Genomic DNA, 16,138 nt, shown 5'->3' with positions numbered 1-16,138 from the left:
TATTTTTATGAATAAACTCATTTAAAATAAAACCATTATCATATTAGTCTGTTTGATGAGGTCTACAATAAAGTTAGTGACTAAGTAGCTTAGTGCCATGCTAAAGAACATTAGCAGTATTTGTATATCTGTTGTTCTATTGGCCTTAAACCAATGATCCAAACGTAGTGCCTGTAAACTTTTAAAGCTGATTGCAGTAATAGCCATGTATAAGAAAAGATAAGTAAAAGCAAAAATATTCATGTTTCACCTCTATAAAAAAAGTACACAGTTGAACTGTGTACTTTTAATTTATGCGTTTAATTGGCTGTGAGAAAGTGCTTTGTCGACAGCCTCTCTTAAATGGCGTCTCCTAAGCAGACGCTCGTCAAACTTCAGAAATCCCCCTCGAAATCAAAAAGCGATTTCTTGGGATTTCTTCCAGTTTGCATGCGTCTAAGCGCTTTGTCGACAGCCTCTTTTTTAAACGGCGTAAAAGAAGCAGCTACTGCAACAATAAGTTTTCAAAGCTAAAATCAAAGAGCGATTTAACGCTTTGAAATCCTTATTGCTTGTAGCTAAACGCTTCTTTTACAGCCTCTTATCGATATTTTGCGACTTCTAATCGGTTCAATGCACGATGTAATGCACGTTCTGCACGATGGAAATCAACATGTGCTGCTTGTTCTTCTTTAAAACGTTCTTCTGCACGTAATAACGAAGCTTTCGCTCTTTCCACATCAATTTCAGACGCTTGTTCAGCTGCCTGAACTAATACTGTAACTTTTTCCGGACGAATTTCAGCGAATCCTTCAGTTACAGCAACAAAGTCTTTATCGTTACCTGAACGTGTTACACGTACGGCCCCAATTTTTAGTGGTGCAACAGTAGGAATATGACCTGCCATCACACCCATTTCACCTGATTCAGTTTGTAGTACAACTAACTCAGCATTTTGTTCTGAGTAAACTGAACCGTTAGGAGTGACGATATCTAATGCGATTTTATTCATAGTTCCATCCTCCTGAATTAAACTTCTACACCCATACCTTTAGCTTGTTCTAACACTGCTTCAATGCCACCTACTAAACGGAATGCATCTTCAGGAATGTGGTCGTATTTACCATCTAAGATAGCTTTAAAGTCTTGTACAGTTTGTGCAACTGGTACGTAAGAACCTTTTTGACCTGTAAACTGCTCAGCTACGTGGAAGTTTTGAGATAAGAAGAACTGAATACGACGTGCACGGTTAACAGTCTTTTTATCATCATCAGATAATTCGTCCATACCTAAGATGGCGATAATATCTTGTAACTCACGATATTTTTGTAAAGTTGCCTGAACGCGACGTGCTACTTCATAGTGCTCTTCTCCAACAACTGCTGGTGTTAATGCACGAGATGTAGACGCTAACGGGTCAACGGCTGGGTAGATACCCATTTCTGTTAATTTACGCTCTAAGTTTGTTGTTGCATCTAAGTGAGCAAAGGCTGTTGCTGGCGCCGGGTCAGTATAGTCATCGGCTGGTACGAATACCGCTTGGATAGATGTAACTGATCCAACGTTTGTAGATGTGATACGCTCTTGTAATTGACCCATTTCAGTTGCAAGTGTTGGTTGGTAACCAACGGCAGATGGCATACGACCTAAAAGGGCTGAAACCTCTGAACCTGCTTGTGTGAAACGGAAAATGTTATCGATGAATAAAAGAACGTCTTGTCCTTGCTCATCACGGAAGTATTCAGCCATTGTTAAACCAGATAAAGCTACACGCATACGTGCACCAGGTGGCTCGTTCATTTGACCAAATACCATTGCTGTTTTCTTGATAACGCCTGAGTCACTCATTTCGTGGAATAAGTCATTACCTTCACGTGTTCTTTCACCAACACCTGCGAATACTGAAATACCACCGTGCTCTTGTGCGATATTGTTAATTAATTCCTGGATTAATACCGTTTTACCTACACCGGCACCACCGAATAATCCGATTTTACCACCTTTAATGTAAGGTGCTAATAAGTCTACTACTTTAATACCTGTTTCTAAAATTTCAACTTTAGTTGATAATTCTTCAAACTTAGGTGCTAAACGGTGAATTGGATCACGACGTACTGACGCATCTAATTCTTCAGCTAAATCGATTTTTTCTCCTAATACGTTGAATACGCGACCTAATGTAGCATCTCCAACTGGTACAGAAATCGGTGAACCTGTGTCAGTTACTTCTGCACCACGTTGCACGCCATCAGTAGAACTCATAGCGATTGTACGTACTGCATCATCACCTAAATGAAGGGCAACTTCTAACGTTAACTTCGTAGATTTACCTTCTTCACGTTTAATATCTAAAGTTAAGGCATTGTTTAATGCTGGTAATTGACCGTTTTCGAACTTAACGTCAATTACAGGACCCATAACTTGGATTACGTGACCTACTGCCATGTTTATTCCTCCCAAAGTTTATTCTAGTGCTGCTGCTCCACCAACAATCTCAGTGATTTGTTGTGTGATCGCTGCTTGTCTCGCACGGTTATATTGTAATGATAAGTCATCAATTAATTCTTTTGCATTATCAGTTGCATTTTTCATTGCAGTCATACGTGAAGCATGTTCACTTGCTTTACCATCTAAAATGGCACCATAGATTAAACTTTCCGCGTATTGTGGAAGAATAACTTCTAAAATGGCATCCTGATCTGGTTCGAATTCATAGTTAGATAATGAAGATTCACCAGATACCTCATCTTTAGAAATTGGTAAAATTTTGCGTTCTTGTACTTCTTGTTCAAGGACACTAATGAAATGACTAAAATGCATATAAAGTTCATCGTAATCTCCTGATTCAAAACGAGATACAGCTTTTTGGCTGATTTCTTTAATCGATTTGAATGATGGTTGATCAGAAAGTCCGATAATTTCACCTTCAACGTTATAGCCACGTGAACGTAAGAAATCACGTCCAACACGACCAATAACTAAAATACCATACTCAGCAGGATTGTTATTATGACGTTCTTTAATTTGAGCTGTAACACTTTTTAAAATGTTTGCATTGTAAGGACCCGCAAGACCTTTATCACATGTAATTACTAAGTAACCCGTCTTCTTAACTGGACGTGTTTGCAACATTGGGTGGTTAGACTCTGAATTGCTCCCGCCAATTGCAATGATTGCTTCCTGCATTTTATTCATATAAGGATAAAAGCTTTTAGCATTTTCTTCTGCACGACGTAATTTAGAGTTAGATACCATGTGCATCGCTTTAGTAATTTGACTTGTTTTCTTCGTCGAATTAATGCGGCCTTTTATGTCTCTAAGAGAAGCCATTTTGTCACCACCTTCTGATTAATTTCCTTTAAAGATTATACTTCTGATTTTCTGAAGACTTTCTTGAATGCATTGAATGCTTCAACGAATGTTTCATCAGCTGGTAAGCCTTTAGTTTCACGGATTTCCTGGTAAATATGCGGTGCATTTAAACCAACCCATGCTAATAGCTCATCTTCAAAACGTGTAATATCTTCAACAGGAATATCATCTAAGTGACCTTTTGTTAATGCATAAAGAATCGTAACTTGTTTATCAACTGTTAAAGGTTTATTTTGATCTTGTTTTAAAACTTCAACCGTACGTTTACCACGCTCTAATTTTGCTTTAGTTTGTGGGTCTAAATCTGAACCGAATTGAGCAAATGATTCTAATTCACGGTATGACGCTAAGTCAAGACGTAACGTACCCGCAACTTTTTTCATCGCTTTAATTTGTGCAGAACCACCTACACGAGATACAGATAATCCGGCGTTGATCGCAGGACGTACACCAGAGAAGAATAAATCTGATTGTAAGAAGATTTGTCCATCTGTAATCGAAATTACGTTTGTTGGAACGTAAGCTGAGATATCCCCTGCTTGAGTTTCAACGAATGGTAAAGCTGTAATAGAACCGCCACCTAAATCATCATTTAATTTAGCTGCACGTTCTAAAAGACGGCTGTGAAGATAGAAGACATCCCCAGGATAAGCTTCACGACCTGGCGGACGACGTAATAATAATGATAACTCACGGTAAGCTGCTGCTTGTTTTGTTAAATCATCATATACGATTAATACGTGTTTACCATTGAACATGAATTCTTCTGCCATTGCTACACCCGCGTATGGTGCGATGTATAATAATGGAGCTGGTTGTGATGCAGATGCTGATACGACGATAGTGTAATCTAAAGCACCGTGTTGACGTAAAGTTTCTACAGCTGTACGCACTGTTGATTCTTTTTGTCCGATTGCTACGTATACACAAATCATATCTTCATCTTTTTGGTTTAGGATTGTATCGATTGCAACAGTTGTTTTACCAGTTTGACGGTCACCGATGATTAACTCACGTTGTCCACGTCCGATTGGTACTAATGCATCAATCGCTTTGATACCTGTTTGTAGTGGCTCATCAACTGATTTACGATCCATAACACCAGTTGCTGGTGATTCGATTGGACGCGTTTTAGTTGTGTTAAGTGGTCCACGTCCATCAATCGGTTGCCCTAATGGGTTAACAACACGTCCGATTAGCTCTTCGCCAACTGGAACTTCCATGATACGACCTGTACGTTTAACTTCGTCGCCTTCTTTAATATCTAAGTAAGGTCCTAAGATTACGACACCTACGTTATTTTCTTCTAAATTTTGTGCTAGACCTAAAACACCGTTATGAAACTCAACAAGTTCCCCTGCCATAACGTTGTTTAAGCCATGTACTAATGCGATACCGTCACCGACTTGAATTACAGTACCTACATCCGTTACTGTCATACCAGACTCATAGTTTGCAATCTGTGATTTTAGTAACGCACTGATTTCTTCAGCTTTGATGGCCATTGATGTCACTCCTTAATAAGAAATTATTGTTTTTGAAACGACTTACTTAATTGATTTAATTCATTTATAACTGAACCATCATAAACTGTCGTTCCAATCGTCGCACGAATGCCTCCGATTAATGATTCATTAATAATATTTTCAATTAATAATTTTTTATATCCTGTTTTTTCGATGAACACTTTACCCAGTGCATCTAATTCTTCAGTAGATAAAGCATAGACTGACTCTACTTTCATCTTTGCCTGTTCGTTCGCTGCGTTATAGTATGTAACATAAGCATCAGCGATACCAGGAAGGTATCCTAATTGTTTGCGATCTGCTAAGATGTTCAATAAGTTTTTAAGCGGCGTATCCACGCCTTTAAACGTTTCTGCCACGAAGGCTTTACGAGATTCGTGAGATACTTTTGGATTATCTGCAAAAGCAGTAAATGCAGCATCTTTTGCTACAGCTTTTTTAATTTCAAGTAAATCAGCATATACGCTATGCTCAACACCTTGCCCCTTTGCTACTTCTAACAAACTCTCTGCGTATTTATTTAAGACATTGGCCATTATTTATCGCCTGCCTCTTGAATAAATTGTTGAACAAGTTGCTTTTGATCTTGTTCATTGATTTCTTTATTAAGAACTTTTTGTGCGATTAATACAGATAATTCAGCAACGCGGTCGTTGATGTCTGCAATTGCACGTTGTTTTTCATTTTCGATTTCAACTTGTGCATCGCTAACAATTTTGTTGGCACGCACGTTTGCTTCGTGGATAATCTCTTCTTGTTGTGTCTTCGCTTGTGTTTTTGCATCTTCAATCATGATAGATACTTCTTGTTGTGTTTTAGTCAGTAACGCTTTATTTTCATCAGCGTAACGCTTTGCATCTTCATTTTGCTTTCTTGCATTATCAAGGTCAGCATTAATGCCTTGCTGACGCTCGTCCATGATGTTTTTTAATGGACCCCAAGCGAATTTACTTAGTAAAGCTAATAAAACTATGAATGCGAAAAGAGTAAATATCGCTGTACCCCATTCAACGCCATGCGCGGCGTGTGCTGTTTCGCCTAAAATTAAGAAATTCAAGATTAACGCTCCTTTCATCGCAGTTATATTCATAAATGAATGGCGAAATCATAGTGACTTCGCCTTAACGAGTTTATTTTAAATTAACGGTTCATTACCATGAATGATACTACTACCGCGATGATAGGAAGGGCCTCAACTAAACCTACACCGATGAACATGATAGTCATTAATGGACCACGTGCTTCTGGTTGACGTGCTACACCTTCAACTGTACGAGATACGATTAAACCGTTACCAATACCTGCTCCTAATGCTGCTAAACCGATTGCGATTGCTGCTGCTAATAAATTCATTAATAATTTCCTCCTAAAGAAATATGATAGTTTTTTTAATTTTTTATATTAATGGTCATCTGACACTTTATGTGACATATAAACCATTGATAACATAACGAAAATGTAGGCCTGAATTGATCCTACGAAAATTGAGAAACCTTGCCAGATTACTAATGGAATAAATCCACCGATGGCACCAAGTGCACCAAATGTTGTTAAAAGACCAGCGAGTAGTCCAAGTAGTACTTCACCTGCGAAGATGTTACCGTAAAGTCGCAGACCAAGTGTTAAAGTAGATGAAAATTCTTCAATAATCTTGAACGGTACCATAAACCATACCGGTTGAGCAAAACTCTTAAAGTAATTTCCAGCGCCACGCATCTTGATACCATAGAAATGTGTTAATAGTACCATTAGCGTTGAAAGTGTTAATGTGACAGTTGGATCAGCAGTCGGTGATTTCCACCATAATGTGTGACCACTTACAATTGCAAATGGTAATCCCAGCATATTCGCAACAAAAATGAATAATAACAATGTTACTGCCAGAAAATGAAAACGCCCACCTTTGTTCCACGCCATATTACTGTTAATAATGCCTCTAGTAAAATCGAAAACCCATTCAATGAAGTTTTGTTTACCGTGCGGACGTACACTCAAATTGCGTGTGAAAAGTATCGCAATTAAAAATACGATAACCGCTGCTACAGTAATCATCAACATTGAAGACAGATTGAAAATAATATCATGTCCCGCGAGTTTCAATGTATAGAGGGGTGATTCGTGTCCCATTCCTTCACCTCTTCCTATATGTATTATTTTTTCAAACTGTTCACGCCATGAATGATAATCATTACATAGGTGAGCATCAGGCCAAGTGCGATACCTAATAAATTAAATGTATCAGGATACCTCACCCAGAAGAGGCATGCCATGACCGCTATTAAAAAGCGGATCCCCATACCACTTGAGATGTACAATGCATCACTTTTCATCGCACGCGATAAGTAGTGATACCATACGAAAGTACTAATAGCAGACGCTATTGTACCAATAACTAATCCTAACACAAAATCATTATGAGTGACTGCGCCGATTATGACAAAAATTAGAATTAGATATAAAAAATACTGCAAATACCGCTTAAAAAAAACTCGAAATTCTGACATTGCAGAAACTCCTTAGAAAAGTTTTCATCGAATGAAAACCGTTTCATTCCTCATTTATGATAATATAGGCAAAATTAAGTGTCAATGCTATGTCAGAATATTAGAAACATAAACTTCACGGAATGTTCACATTTTAGACACATAATTGTGTTTATTTTTTTCAGAACGGGTATATGAAATTATTTTGATGCTTCAACTTTAAATGGTGCCGGTTTTTCGGCTGTCAAGTCAAAATAATGTTTAATATGCTCACAAATTCTCTTAGAAGTTTCTCCATCACCATATGGATTACTTGCTTTTGACATACTTTGGTATGTTGCTTCATCTGTTAACAATGTTTTTGTTAATGCGTAGATATTTTCTTCTTCAATACCTGCAAGCTTTAATGTTCCAGCTTTCACACCTTCTGGTCTTTCAGTCGTATCACGTAGTACCAATACCGGTTTCCCAAGTGATGGTGCTTCTTCCTGTACGCCTCCTGAATCAGTTAAGATGAAGTGACTGCGTGATGCGAAGTTATGGAAATCAATCACATCAAGTGGTTCAATCAACTGGATACGTTCATGATTAGCCAGATGCTCCCCTGCGATTTCTCTAACTTTCGGATTTTTATGCATCGGATACACAACTTCAACATCATCAAACTCGTCAACGATACGGCGAATCGCACTAAAGATGTTGTGCATCGGTTGACCGATATTTTCACGACGGTGAGCAGTAAGCAGAATCACTTTTCTGCCGTCAGCTTTATTTAAGATTTCTGAAACATAATCAGACTTTACTGTTGTCTTCAAAGCATCGATTGCAGTATTACCTGTGATAGCGATTTTATCTGCTGGTTTGTTTTCATTTAGTAGATTTTGAGCCGCTTCTTCAGTCGGTGCAAAATGAATATCCGCTAATACACCTGTCATCTGACGATTCATTTCTTCAGGGAATGGTGAATATTTCTGGAAAGTACGTAGACCTGCTTCAACATGGCCGATTGCTACTTCGTTATAGAATGCAGCTAAACTTCCAGCGAATGTTGTCGTTGTATCACCATGAATTAAAATCATATCTGGCTCAGCTTCTTTAATAACGGCTTCTAATCCCATTACAACACGACTGGTAACTTCAGATAATGTTTGACCAGCTTTCATGATATTTAAATCATAATCTGGTTTAATATTAAAGATTGTTAAAACTTGATCTAACATTTCTCTGTGTTGTGCTGTTACTACTACAATCGGTTCTAATTCCGGATCTTCTTTTAAAGCAAGTACAAGCGGCGCCATTTTAATAGCTTCAGGTCTTGTACCAAATATCGTCATAATTTTTTTCATGATAATCTCCTAATATATTATTTTGTACCAAACAATCTATCGCCGGCATCTCCTAAACCAGGAACAATGTAGCCATGATCATTTAATTTTTCATCTAACGCTGCAATATAGATATCTACATCAGGATGCGCTTCCTGCAATAATTTCACACCTTCAGGCGCTGCAATCAAGCACATAAAACGAATTTTTGTTGCACCACGTTTCTTAAGTGAATTAATCGCTTCAATCGCACTTCCACCCGTTGCAAGCATTGGATCGACTACAATAAAATCACGCTCTTCAATATCTTGTGGTAACTTCGCAAAATATTCAACCGGTTGTAACGTCTCCGGATCACGATATAGACCGATATGACCTACACGTGCTGCAGGGATAAGCTTTAATACACCATCCGTCATACCAAGACCTGCACGTAATATTGGTACTACGGCCATCTTCTTACCTGAAAGACGTTTTGCTGTCATTTCTGTTACAGGTGTCTTCACCGTTACATCATCTAACTCTAAATCTCTGGTAACTTCATACGCCATTAACATACCTACTTCATCAACAAGTTCACGAAATTCTTTCGTACCTGTCTTTTCATCACGAATATAACTTAATTTGTGCTGAATTAATGGATGATCAAAAACATGGACTTTCGCCACAATAAACACTCCAGACTCTAATAAATTTATTTATATAAAGGAAATTTATCAGTGATAGATTTCACTTTTTCTCTAGCTTCCTGTAAAACTTTTTCATCTTCATGATTGGCTAATACATCGGCGATGATATTACCAATCAACTTCATTTCTTCTTCTTTTAATCCACGTGTTGTAACCGCTGGTGTTCCAATACGAATACCACTTGTTACAAATGGACTTGCTGTATCAAAGGGAATTGTATTTTTATTTGTCGTAATACCTACAGCATCTAATGCATGTTCGGCAACTTTACCTGTTAAGTCCATCGGTGTTACATCTACACTGAACACATGATTATCAGTACCCTCGCTGACGATACGTAGTCCGCGCTCTGATAATGTTGAAGATAACTCTTTCGCATTTTTAATGACTTGTAACTGATATTCCTTAAATTCAGGTTGCAATGCCTCACCAAATGCTACTGCTTTAGCAGCAATGACATGCATTAACGGTCCACCTTGAATACCAGGGAAAATTGCTTTATCAATTGCTTTGGCGTATGCTTCCTTACATAAAATCATACCACCACGAGGTCCACGTAATGTTTTGTGTGTTGTTGTCGTCACAAAATCGGCATACGGTACCGGGTTTTCGTGTAATCCTGTCGCTACTAATCCGGCGATATGGGCCATATCTACCATGAACAACGCATCAACTTCATCAGCAATTTTTCTGAACGCTTTAAAATCAATTTCACGAGAATATGCAGAAGCACCCGCAACGATTAGCTTCGGCTTATGTTCAAGCGCAAGTTCGCGTACATTATCATAATCAATCGTTTCAGTCTCTTTAGAAACTTCATAACCCACAAAGTTATAGTCAATCCCACTAAAATTCACGTGAGAGCCATGCGTTAAATGACCACCGTGACTTAAATTCATTCCAAGTACTGTATCACCAGGCTCTAATGCCACACGATAGACAGCCATATTCGCCTGACTTCCTGAATGGGGTTGAACATTGGCATGCTCAGCGCCAAATAATTCTTTAGCTCGGTCACGCGCCAAATCTTCTACGATGTCCACAAACTCACAACCGCCATAATAACGTTTGTGTGGATAACCTTCAGCGTATTTATTCGTTAGTACTGAACCTTGTGCTTCCATAACAGCTTTTGAAACAAAGTTTTCAGAAGCGATTAACTCGATATTATTATTTTGACGATCCAATTCTTTACGCATTGCTTCAAATAATACATTATCTTGTGCTTTAATTTCGTTCATTACAATTCCCCCTAATAATTAATAATGACTTCTAGGTCCACCGATGAGCTTCGGACGATGTGTTGCTATCGTCACAACTGCCTTACCAATATGCTTTGTCGATACACGTACAGGTATCTGTACATGCTTTATGTGCATCCCGATCAACGTCTGACCAATATCAATCCCGCAGTCACATTGAACATGCTCAACAACGACCGGATCCTCAAACTTCTGATAAGCAGTACTGCTCATGCTGCCACCCGCCCCTTTCACAGGCACAACACTCACGATATCAAATCCGTAACGCTGTTGTACACGACGTTCCATCGTTATAGCGCGATTAATATGTTCACATCCCTGAAAACAAAAATCTACACCGGTTTGCTTATGTATTCGGTCAAACGCCTCAAAAAATATTTGAGCCACTTCATCAGAACTATGTGTCCCGATGCGTTCTCCTATCACCTCAGACGTCGAGCAACCAATCACACACAATGTATCCGGTTTAAAGAAATCAATTGCGACAAGTTCATCTAACAATGTATGAATGTTATCCATTGCATGACTCCAGCTGTGCTATCTTATCGATGCGCTGCTGATGACGACCGCCTTCAAATTCAGCGTTCAGCCATGTCTTAACAATCAATAACATTAATCCTTCTCCAATCACACGCTGACCCATTGCTAGTACATTGGAATTATTGTGCTCACGCGTGACTTGTGCCGTAAAGACGTCATGAACAAGCGCACAACGAATACCTGGTACTTTATTAGCTGCAATACTCATGCCAATACCCGTGCCACAAATTAAAATACCACGGTCAAATTCGCCAGATGCCACAGCCTCTGCAACTGGTCCGGCATAGTCAGGATAATCCACTGACGCCGTAGATTCAGGTCCAAAATCTTTAAATTCAATGCCTGCAGACGTTAAATATTCGGTAATCTTTGCTTTATACTCAAAACCACCATGATCACTTGCAATCGCAACTTTCACATTATCCCTCCTATTCACATTCTCTTATATTATAGCTTATTTAAAAAGTGAGATAAAACATTTCCGGAATTTGAGGCAGTTTTTTTAAAACTGTCTAATAATGCTCAATTTTTGTTAATAATTTCGTGATATTTTTATGCAAATCATGGTAAGTTTGCAAATATATTTCGTAATCTCCGCCGTAAGGATCCATGATATCCCCGCTTGTCCCTTGAACATATTCAATTAGTGTGTGGACGTTACTTGCCGGATACATTGAACGAATGGTGTCACGGTGACTCGCTGTCATCGTTAAAATTAGATCCTTCTCGCTATCACTTTTCGTAAAAGCCGCACTTTTTGTCGCTTGCGGCAAATGATGCTCTTCAATAATTTGTGCTGTATAGCGCGAAGCAGGTATACCGTCTGTTGCAAAGATGCCTCGCGACGTAAAGGTGTGCGCATTCGTCATGGATTGAGCAATACTTTCAGCTAACGGACTTCTACACGTGTTACCTGTACAAACAAAAACTATTTCCATTTGTTCCCCTACTTTCCTGAAGTGGCTTTATTAATACGATTCATCAAAGCTTCACTGCCAGTGATGTGCGTATAGTCAGCAATATAAATTTTAGTGATACCAGACTGCTGATCCATCTCACGCAACGCTCCATATAAATTGTGCATGGCACCTGAAATATCCTCATATGTGTTACTTAATGGATAGGTAATATGCCCACTAAAACGTGTGAGCTCTGCAAGTGGTGCAATCAGTGCTTCTGAGGACTTTAAAGTTAATTGTGATACATCAGTGACTAACTCCAAAGGACTATCTGGTGCATAGTGACGATATTTCATTCCCGGTGCAATCGGTTTATCAGAAGTATAATTTGCATCACCCACACAACCTGGCACAATACGCTCTAAATCCCGTGCTGTAATCGCACCTGGACGCGCAATCTTAAACGGATATGAGGTACAATCCACAACGGTACTTTCTATACCAACATCAACCTGGAAACCTTGAACAATGCCGTAGATCTTACCGTCCATATCAAATTTAACATGCTCTGCTGTGGTGGGAGAAGGTTTTCCGCTCGTATTTGCTGAAGGTGCTGCAAGTGGTAGTTGCGTTAAAGCCAATAATTGGCGCGCTATTCTTTCACTTGGCATACGTACCGCAACAGAATCGAGACCAGCTGTAACATTCTCTGCCAGCACATCGTTCTTTAAGGGAAGAATGAACGATATCGGCCCCGGCCAGAATGCATCCATTAATCTATGCGTCTCAGAGTATGGTATTGAAGCGAAGTCATCAATTTGTGCGCTATCATAAATATGTACGATTAAGGGATTATCCTGCGGTCTGCCTTTTGCTTTAAATATCTTATTCACAGCTATTCTACTCTTTGCATTTGCTGCAAGCCCGTAAACGGTTTCAGTAGGTATTGCAATAATTTCATTTTGTCTGAAACCTGTAATAATATCCTGTACTTGTGGATAAGTGGATAAGTCATCCACATAGTTACGCACATCCCAAAGTTTTGTATCCATTCTGTAAACTCCTCTCTTGCCTTATATTTTAGTACAAAATAAAAAGTTATGCACAAATTGTGGATAACCATTGTAATTTGTGCATAACTTATTCACACCACTCTAACCAGACAATACGATCTAATCCATTGATATCCTGTACAATCTGTGGTGAAAGATGTGGATAATGATGATTGATATATGCACATATTGCCTCACCTTGTGCGTGACCAATCTCAAACGCAACGAGCGCATGCGGATTCAGTATGTGCTGCATACTATCAATCATACGCTTATATAACGCAAGCCCTTCGTCTTCAGCAAACAGTGCTATCGCTGGGTCGTATAGCGCACTATCATTCATTAAAGGACGTTCACTCTGTGCAATGTATGGCGGGTTACTGACGAGACAATCCACTTTGATTCCTTGCGCGATAAGTGGCGTTAGTAAATCACCTTCAAAAAAAGTAACATCAGCTTGTAATACATCAGCATTACGACGAGCAATGCGTAATGCATCAGGTGAAATATCTACTGCATATGCTGAAGCAGATAACTCTAATGCGAGCGTTACTACAATCGCACCACTACCCGTACCGATGTCTACAAAAGATGTGCGCTGCTGAAATTTATCAATGACGAGTTGCACAAGCTCTTCTGTCTCATTTCTTGGTACAAGCACATCAGGTGTCACCACAAACTTACGCTCATAAAATAATTGAAAACCAGTAATATGTGCGAGCGGAATGTGTCTACTCAACTGCTCGATACCTGATAAATAACGCACGCGCTCATCTTCAGAAAGCTGGCGCTGATTGATGAGCACGTCCATCTGTGTCAGATCAAACAAATCCATCATCAAAAACTTCGCACCAATGACTGGTTCAAAGCACTCCGCAAGTACCTTTTCACCTTGCTTAATTAGATCACCAATCTTATAGCACGCCATCATTTAATGCTTCTAATTTAGACGTTTGTTCAGCGATTGTTAACGCATCGATTACTTCGCTTAATTTACCTTCAACAATCTGATCTAATTTTTGAATCGTTAATCCAATGCGGTGGTCTGTCACACGGTTTTGTGGATAGTTATAAGTTCTAATACGTTCTGAACGGTCACCGGTACCTACTGCTGATTTACGTTGTTCAGAGTATTTTGCCTGTTCTTCCTGTAATTTCGCATCAAATACACGTGTTTTAAGTAACTTTAAAGCTTTCTCACGGTTTTTAATTTGTGATTTTTCAGATGACGTTGCAACAATCCCTGTTGGAATATGTGTAATACGTACAGCTGAGTCAGTCGTGTTAACGTGCTGACCACCTGAACCTGATGAACGATACGTCTCGATACGCAAGTCTTCCTGACGAATTTCAATCTCAACGTCTTCTACTTCAGGTAATACAGCAACTGTTGCTGTTGAAGTATGAATTCTGCCACCACTTTCCGTTGTCGGAATACGCTGCACACGATGGGCACCATTTTCGAACTTCAGTTTACTATAGGCACCTTTACCGATAATTGTGAAACTGATTTCTTTAAATCCACCATGATCCGCTTCATTTGTTTCCATAACTTCAATCTTCCAGCCTTGCTCTTCAGAGAATCTTGAATACATACGGAATAAGTCTCCGGCAAAGATATTCGCTTCGTCTCCACCTGCTGCACCACGAATCTCCATGACAACGTTCTTGTCATCCATAGGATCCTTAGGAATAAGTAAAAGTTTCATCTTCTCTTCCAGCACAGGAATTTGTGGTTTTAACTCATTAATTTCTTCTTTAATCATTTCCTGTTCATCAGCATCACTTGCATCACCCATCATTTCTAATGCTTCCTCAAGTTGCTGTTTCACATCTTTATATTCTCTAAACACTTCAACAGTTTCCTGCAAGTCCGCCTGTTCTTTAGAATATTCTCTTAATTTATCCGTATCACCCACGATATCTGGATCACTTAATAATTCATTTAACTGTTCATAACGTTGTTCTACGATTTCTAACTGATCAAACATATGATTACTCCTTTTTATCATTAATTTATATTGATTTACATCTTACTTCGGAACAATATGATGCTCCCTGCATCTTGGCTCATAACTTTCTTTTGCACCCACTAAAATAATCGGATCATCGAATCGCGCGGGCTTTCCGTCAATTAAGCGTTGTGTTCTGGAGCTTGGTGCACCACAGACTGAGCACACCGCCTGTAATTTTGTCACATGCTCTGCGACTGCCATAATTTCAGGAACCGGTTCAAACGGCACACCTCTAAAATCCATATCCAGTCCTGCAGTAATAACGCGATATCCTTCTTCGGCAAGCTGCGTTGCCACACCGACAATATCATTATCAAAAAACTGAATTTCATCAATCGCGATAATATCATGATCACTTTTCACATGCTCCATAATCTCAGAAGAGTGCGAAACATTCACTGCCTCTATTTTATTACCATTATGTGAAACAACTTCTAAATCACTGTAACGATCATCTATGGAAGGTTTAAAGACAATGACCTGCTGTTTCGCAAAAAGGCCGCGACGTACACGACGAATTAACTCTTCACTCTTACCACTAAACATACTTCCTGTAATACATTCTATCCAACCTGAATGATAATGCTCATACATCAATAATGCCACCTTTTAAGTCATAATCGCTTTATTATATCATAATTCAACACACGTTTACATTTCATTTAACAGTCAAATAAAAAACTCCTACACCAATTGGTATAAGAGTTTAAAGCTTCAGTATTAGTTTTTTGACTTAAGACCGAATTTTTTGTTGAAACGTTCAACACGTCCATCCGCAGATGCGAATTTTTGACGGCCTGTGTAGAATGGATGAGAGTCAGAAGAGATATCCAAACGGATAACTGGGTACTCGTTACCATCTTCCCAAGTCATAGTTTCATTTGATGTACGTGTAGATCCACTTAAGAATTTGTAGTCTGTCGTAGAATCTAAGAAGATTACTTTATGGTAATCTGGGTGAATTCCTGGTTTCATAATTGTTTTCAGCTCCTTTGC

At 39.0% G+C, this 16,138-nt stretch carries 21 protein-coding genes; all 21 read right to left on the bottom strand.

The features are described from left to right. Positions 1–21 precede the first annotated feature (21 nt). Positions 22–207: a DUF1146 family protein gene (locus ACMGE6_RS06330; protein WP_414054839.1), complete on the bottom strand. Its 186-nt coding sequence runs from the start codon at positions 205–207 to the stop codon at positions 22–24. 373 nt (positions 208–580) lie between these two features. Further along, the gene (locus ACMGE6_RS06325; RefSeq protein ID WP_414053177.1) at positions 581–991 is read right to left on the bottom strand and encodes a F0F1 ATP synthase subunit epsilon; all 411 of its coding nucleotides are present in this window, start codon (positions 989–991) and stop codon (positions 581–583) included. A gap of 17 nt (positions 992–1,008) precedes the next feature. Next, positions 1,009–2,424, bottom strand: a complete 1,416-nt coding sequence (gene atpD / locus ACMGE6_RS06320) for a F0F1 ATP synthase subunit beta (RefSeq protein WP_414045681.1) — start codon at positions 2,422–2,424, stop codon at positions 1,009–1,011. 18 nt (positions 2,425–2,442) lie between these two features. Next, positions 2,443–3,309, bottom strand: coding sequence for an ATP synthase F1 subunit gamma (atpG, locus tag ACMGE6_RS06315; RefSeq protein ID WP_414045680.1), 867 nt, complete (start codon positions 3,307–3,309; stop codon positions 2,443–2,445). Positions 3,310–3,344: 35 nt separating this feature from the next. After that, positions 3,345–4,856 carry a F0F1 ATP synthase subunit alpha gene (gene atpA, locus ACMGE6_RS06310; protein ID WP_414053176.1) on the bottom strand — a complete coding sequence of 504 codons (1,512 nt, stop codon included), beginning with the start codon at positions 4,854–4,856 and terminating at the stop codon, positions 3,345–3,347. Between the two features lie 23 nt (positions 4,857–4,879). Beyond that, entirely contained in the window at positions 4,880–5,413 is a 534-nt protein-coding gene (gene atpH, locus ACMGE6_RS06305) for an ATP synthase F1 subunit delta (protein WP_414053175.1), read from the bottom strand. After that, positions 5,413–5,952 (bottom strand): F0F1 ATP synthase subunit B, encoded by a 540-nt coding sequence (locus ACMGE6_RS06300; RefSeq protein ID WP_414045677.1) that lies wholly within the window; start codon positions 5,950–5,952, stop codon positions 5,413–5,415. The genes atpH and ACMGE6_RS06300 overlap by 1 nt, the downstream gene beginning before the upstream one ends. A gap of 65 nt (positions 5,953–6,017) precedes the next feature. After that, the gene (atpE, locus tag ACMGE6_RS06295) at positions 6,018–6,230 is read right to left on the bottom strand and encodes a F0F1 ATP synthase subunit C (RefSeq protein WP_414045676.1); all 213 of its coding nucleotides are present in this window, start codon (positions 6,228–6,230) and stop codon (positions 6,018–6,020) included. A gap of 48 nt (positions 6,231–6,278) precedes the next feature. Next, positions 6,279–7,004: a F0F1 ATP synthase subunit A gene (gene atpB / locus ACMGE6_RS06290; protein WP_414045675.1), complete on the bottom strand. Its 726-nt coding sequence runs from the start codon at positions 7,002–7,004 to the stop codon at positions 6,279–6,281. Between the two features lie 23 nt (positions 7,005–7,027). After that, the gene (locus ACMGE6_RS06285) at positions 7,028–7,381 is read right to left on the bottom strand and encodes an ATP synthase subunit I (RefSeq protein ID WP_414045674.1); all 354 of its coding nucleotides are present in this window, start codon (positions 7,379–7,381) and stop codon (positions 7,028–7,030) included. Between the two features lie 179 nt (positions 7,382–7,560). Next, positions 7,561–8,706 (bottom strand): non-hydrolyzing UDP-N-acetylglucosamine 2-epimerase, encoded by a 1,146-nt coding sequence (wecB, locus tag ACMGE6_RS06280; RefSeq protein WP_414053174.1) that lies wholly within the window; start codon positions 8,704–8,706, stop codon positions 7,561–7,563. A gap of 17 nt (positions 8,707–8,723) precedes the next feature. Continuing rightward, positions 8,724–9,353, bottom strand: a complete 630-nt coding sequence (upp, locus tag ACMGE6_RS06275) for a uracil phosphoribosyltransferase (protein ID WP_414053173.1) — start codon at positions 9,351–9,353, stop codon at positions 8,724–8,726. Between the two features lie 26 nt (positions 9,354–9,379). Next, entirely contained in the window at positions 9,380–10,615 is a 1,236-nt protein-coding gene (gene glyA / locus ACMGE6_RS06270) for a serine hydroxymethyltransferase (protein WP_414053172.1), read from the bottom strand. An 18-nt stretch (positions 10,616–10,633) separates the two neighbouring features. Continuing rightward, positions 10,634–11,155, bottom strand: a complete 522-nt coding sequence (locus ACMGE6_RS06265; protein ID WP_414053171.1) for a TIGR01440 family protein — start codon at positions 11,153–11,155, stop codon at positions 10,634–10,636. Next, positions 11,148–11,594 carry a ribose 5-phosphate isomerase B gene (rpiB, locus tag ACMGE6_RS06260; RefSeq protein WP_414045669.1) on the bottom strand — a complete coding sequence of 149 codons (447 nt, stop codon included), beginning with the start codon at positions 11,592–11,594 and terminating at the stop codon, positions 11,148–11,150. Before rpiB ends, ACMGE6_RS06265 begins: the two co-directional genes overlap by 8 nt. Before the next feature lie 94 nt (positions 11,595–11,688). Beyond that, on the bottom strand, positions 11,689–12,114 hold the full coding sequence (locus tag ACMGE6_RS06255) for a low molecular weight protein arginine phosphatase (protein WP_414053170.1): 426 nt from the start codon (positions 12,112–12,114) through the stop codon (positions 11,689–11,691). An 8-nt stretch (positions 12,115–12,122) separates the two neighbouring features. Continuing rightward, positions 12,123–13,127 carry an L-threonylcarbamoyladenylate synthase gene (locus ACMGE6_RS06250; protein WP_414053169.1) on the bottom strand — a complete coding sequence of 335 codons (1,005 nt, stop codon included), beginning with the start codon at positions 13,125–13,127 and terminating at the stop codon, positions 12,123–12,125. Between the two features lie 88 nt (positions 13,128–13,215). Continuing rightward, positions 13,216–14,055 (bottom strand): peptide chain release factor N(5)-glutamine methyltransferase, encoded by an 840-nt coding sequence (prmC, locus tag ACMGE6_RS06245; RefSeq protein ID WP_414053168.1) that lies wholly within the window; start codon positions 14,053–14,055, stop codon positions 13,216–13,218. Continuing rightward, positions 14,042–15,118 (bottom strand): peptide chain release factor 1, encoded by a 1,077-nt coding sequence (gene prfA / locus ACMGE6_RS06240; RefSeq protein WP_414053167.1) that lies wholly within the window; start codon positions 15,116–15,118, stop codon positions 14,042–14,044. Before prfA ends, prmC begins: the two co-directional genes overlap by 14 nt. Before the next feature lie 42 nt (positions 15,119–15,160). Then, on the bottom strand, positions 15,161–15,736 hold the full coding sequence (locus ACMGE6_RS06235) for a thymidine kinase (protein WP_414045664.1): 576 nt from the start codon (positions 15,734–15,736) through the stop codon (positions 15,161–15,163). Between the two features lie 126 nt (positions 15,737–15,862). Then, the gene (locus ACMGE6_RS06230; RefSeq protein WP_414045663.1) at positions 15,863–16,117 is read right to left on the bottom strand and encodes a type B 50S ribosomal protein L31; all 255 of its coding nucleotides are present in this window, start codon (positions 16,115–16,117) and stop codon (positions 15,863–15,865) included. Positions 16,118–16,138: the final 21 nt, after the last annotated feature.

Source organism: Macrococcus equi (assembly GCF_047426745.1).
In the GTDB taxonomy this organism is placed as follows: domain Bacteria; phylum Bacillota; class Bacilli; order Staphylococcales; family Staphylococcaceae; genus Macrococcoides; species Macrococcoides equi.
This window is presented reverse-complemented; position numbering and strand designations above follow the sequence as displayed.